The sequence below is a fragment of the Streptomyces sp. YS-3 genome (assembly GCF_045257485.1).
Taxonomy (GTDB): domain Bacteria; phylum Actinomycetota; class Actinomycetes; order Streptomycetales; family Streptomycetaceae; genus Streptomyces.
The window spans coordinates 1-3,460 of sequence record NZ_JBJHPC010000691.1; the positions used below are offsets into that span (position 1 = coordinate 1).

The window sequence follows — 3,460 nt, forward strand, 5'->3', positions numbered from 1 at the left end:
CGTCCAGGAACGGCATGGAGGCCCGCGACCGCCCCCCGTACAGCAGCCGCCACTCACCGCCCGCCGCCTCGACGGCCCGCAGCATGGGCAGCACCGGGRTGATGCCGATGCCGCCGGCGACGAACGTGTACGAGGGCGCCCCGGTCAGCGGGAAGCGGTTGCGCGGCCCGCGCACGACCAGTCCGGCGCCCTCGCCCAACTGCTCGTGCACCTCGCGCGAGCCGCCCCGCCCGTCCTCGATGAGCCGGGCGGCGACGGTGTAGGCGGTGCGGTCGGCCGGGTCGCCGCAGAGCGAGTACTGCCGGACCAGCCCCGACGGCAGCAGCAGGTCCAGATGGGCGCCCGGCCGCCACTCGGGCAGTGGCGCGCCCGTCGGCGAGGCGAGCCGCAGCAGGGCCACGCCCTCGGCGGGCGCGGTCCGTTCGACGACGGTGAGCGGCAGCGAGGCCGCCCGGCGCCCACCGCGCCCCGACACGGGCGTCTCCAGCGCGGGCAGCGGCCACAGCGGGGAGGCGGCGATCCGTCGGCGGACCGCCCGCCGCGCCAGCAGCGCCGCCCCCGCGGCCAGCACCACGGAGCTCGTACGCGCCATGTCAGCGGCCCCCGTTGGCGCCGGGCGAGCTCGCCAGATAGGCCATGGCCTGCGCGGTCGAGCCCTCCTGCGAGGGGTGGTACGTACGGCTGAGATAGCGCGGGACCGAGCGCGCCATCGCCCCGGCGGTCGGCAGCGTGCCCTGCCGCCCGGCGCGCAGGAAGGCGCCGAAGGTGGCCTGGCCGTCCGGCAGCGTGGGGTCGTTCTCCATGAAGAAGCGGGCGCCGCGCTGCCAGAGGAAGACCAGCGCGGTGAACGCGGTCGCCCAGGTCCGCACCCGGCGCCGGTAACCGCCGTCGACGTGCTGGAACAGGTCGAAGGCGACCGAGCGGTGCTCGACCTCCTCGGCGCCGTGCCAGCGCAGCAGATCCAGCATCACCGCGTCGGCGCCGCGCTCGTCCAGGGCGTCGGCGTTGAGGATCCAGTCGCCCAGGAACGCCGTGTAGTGCTCGATCGCCGCGATGGTGGCGACCCGGTCCATCAGCCACCACCGGCGCGCCCGCCCCGGCGGCAGCGTCCGGTCGCCGAGCAGCTTTTCGAAGAGCCAGTCGACCTGCGCGGTGTACGGGGTGGGGTCCAGGCCGAGCGCCCTGAGGTGGGGGAGCACGTCGTCGTGGGCCGCCGCGTGCGTGGCCTCCTGGCCGATGAACCCGATGACGTCCTCGCGCAGCCGCTCGTCGCGGATGTACGGCAGCACCTGCTTGTACACCTGCACGAACCAGCGCTCGCCCGCCGGGAGCAGCAGATGCAGCACGTTGATGGTGTGCCCGGTGAACGGGTCGCCGGGTATCCAGTGGAGCGGCGTCCCCTCCCAGGCGAACGAGACGTTCCTGGCCTTGAGCTCTCGGTGCTCGGAGACCACCGGAGCGGACCGCGGCGTATTAGACATGGCGTCAATGTACTGACGGGTAAGCATCTGGCAACAGGGGTGCGCGAGGAGTTGTCCGTACGGATCCGCGCACCCCTGTTGCCCGGGCTCAGCGCAGCGCGGCGACCTCGGTGCCGTCCGCGAGCCGCCCGCCGAGCTGGGCGCGGGCGCCCTCCTGGGTGCGCACGGCGAGCAGATGGCCGCGCTCGGACGCCTCCACCCCGCCCGAGACGGCGACCCTGGCCAGGTCCTCGCTGCCGGCCGCCAGCACGTACCAGTGCCCGCCCCGGGACTTCCACAGCACCCCGGCGAGCACCTGCGGCCGGTGCGTGCCGCAGGCGGCGCTGTCGTCGGCGCGCGCGGCGACCGCGCCCGCCGCGCCCTTCGGCGCGCCCGGCGCCTGGAACTGGGCGAGCACCCGGCTGTCGGTGCCGGACCAGGTGTCGGCCCGGGTGCAGAGCCAGGCGGCCGTCCCGTTGGCCTCGGGCAGCGGCTGCCGCGCGTACTGCCAGGCGTTGACCGTCCGCACACCGTGGGAGCGGACCGTGGGCAGCAGACAGGCGGTACGGGCCCAGGCCTCGCGGGCGGCGGCGCCGGTGATGTCCCCGGGCGCGTCCGGCGCCCCCCAGGTGAGCCGGACGGGCGCGAGCTCGCCGAGGTCGGTGAGGAGCCGCGCGGCCGAGGCGTCGCGCAGTTGGAGCACGTCCCAGGAGGTGCAGTCGCGGGCCTGCGCGGGCGAGACCAGCGGGGCCGTCACCCCGTCCCCGTCGCGGACGAGCGGGCGGGCGGCGGCCCCCGGGTCGAGCAGGTCCCGCACGGCCGCCTCACGCACCCAGGGGGCGGTCAGATAGCGCACGTTGCCGTCGGTGCGGCCGACCACGAGCGCCCCGGCGGACGCGGTGTCCGCCCCGTCCACGCGCGCGAAGTCGAGCGCCGCGCCCGCGGTGCCCTCCAGCGGCTCCGCGTACCGGGCGACCCGCAGCCCGTCGTAGAAGAGCACCACCGAGGCCCGGTCGATCCTGCCCGCGTACAGCAGTTGGGGCGCGCCCATCGGCGGGCCGGACGGCGTTCTCGGGGTGGCGGAGACCCGCACCGAGCGGCCCGGCCGCGCCCAGACGGCCAGCGCGCGCCGCAGCAGCGCGCTGTCGCCGGTGAGGGGGCCCCGGGCGGGCCAGACGGAGAAGTCGGTACGGGGCGAGGTCCGCCACACCGCCGCGTCCACCCGGACGACCCGGGCCGGGTCGAGGGCGGCCTCGGCGGCGGGGTTGCGCGCGTACGGCGGCGCGGCGGCGCCGTCCGGGCCCCAGCCGTCGCCCGGCAGCCCCAGCAGCGTGCCGCAGACGGCCAGCGCCGCGGCGGCGACCAGGGCGGCGCGCAGATGCTGGCGGCGGCGCATCAGGTCGGTGGGCCGGGCCTGGAGCGAGCAGGGGTCGAACTCGGCGGCCTCCAGGAGCGCCGCCGCCGCGCCGGGTTCGCCCGCCTCCTCCACCGCGGCCCCGGCGTCCTCGACGCCCACGGCGTCGAGCTCCCTGCGCACCTCGGCGTCGCTCAGCCCGTCGAGACCGCGCAGTACGAAGGCGGCCCGCGCGGGACCGCTCAGCGCGGAGAGCCGCTGGTCCAGGGCGAGTTCATCGGCGCCGCCGGAGCGGGGGAACAGCCGCAGCCCCCACACCTGCGGCAGCACCGGCGGCAACTGCGCCCGCTTGGGCCAGGCCCGCCGCCGCAGCGGCAGTCCGGCCTCCAGCGCCTGCCGGACGACCTGGCGCCGCACGAAGCCGTACCCCGGGTCGCCGCGCCGGGGCGCCGGGATCGTCGCCCGGGTGGCGGCGCGGCCCCGGGGCAGCGACCGCTGCACCAGCGCGTGCGCCGTCAGCACCCGGCGGTTGCGCCCGAGGGAGGGCGGCAGCACGAGATAGGCGAGCCGGGTCAGCCGGGGGTAGTGCTCCACGAGAGCGGCTTCGGCCTGCTCGATGCCGATGGGGGTCGGGCGGGTGAGGATG

The 3,460-nt window shown here is 77.0% G+C and carries 2 protein-coding genes and 1 pseudogene; all 3 read right to left on the bottom strand.

The window, feature by feature from the left end; all coding sequences use genetic code 11:
- A pseudogene (locus tag ACJA3G_RS33335) lies at positions 1–592 on the bottom strand (ferredoxin reductase); the annotation flags it as partial.
- A gap of 1 nt (position 593) precedes the next feature.
- Positions 594–1,481, bottom strand: a complete 888-nt coding sequence (locus ACJA3G_RS33340) for a metal-dependent hydrolase (protein ID WP_406556773.1) — start codon at positions 1,479–1,481, stop codon at positions 594–596.
- An 88-nt stretch (positions 1,482–1,569) separates the two neighbouring features.
- Entirely contained in the window at positions 1,570–3,459 is a 1,890-nt protein-coding gene (locus tag ACJA3G_RS33345) for a hypothetical protein (RefSeq protein WP_406556774.1), read from the bottom strand.
- Between the last annotated feature and the right edge of the window lies 1 nt (position 3,460).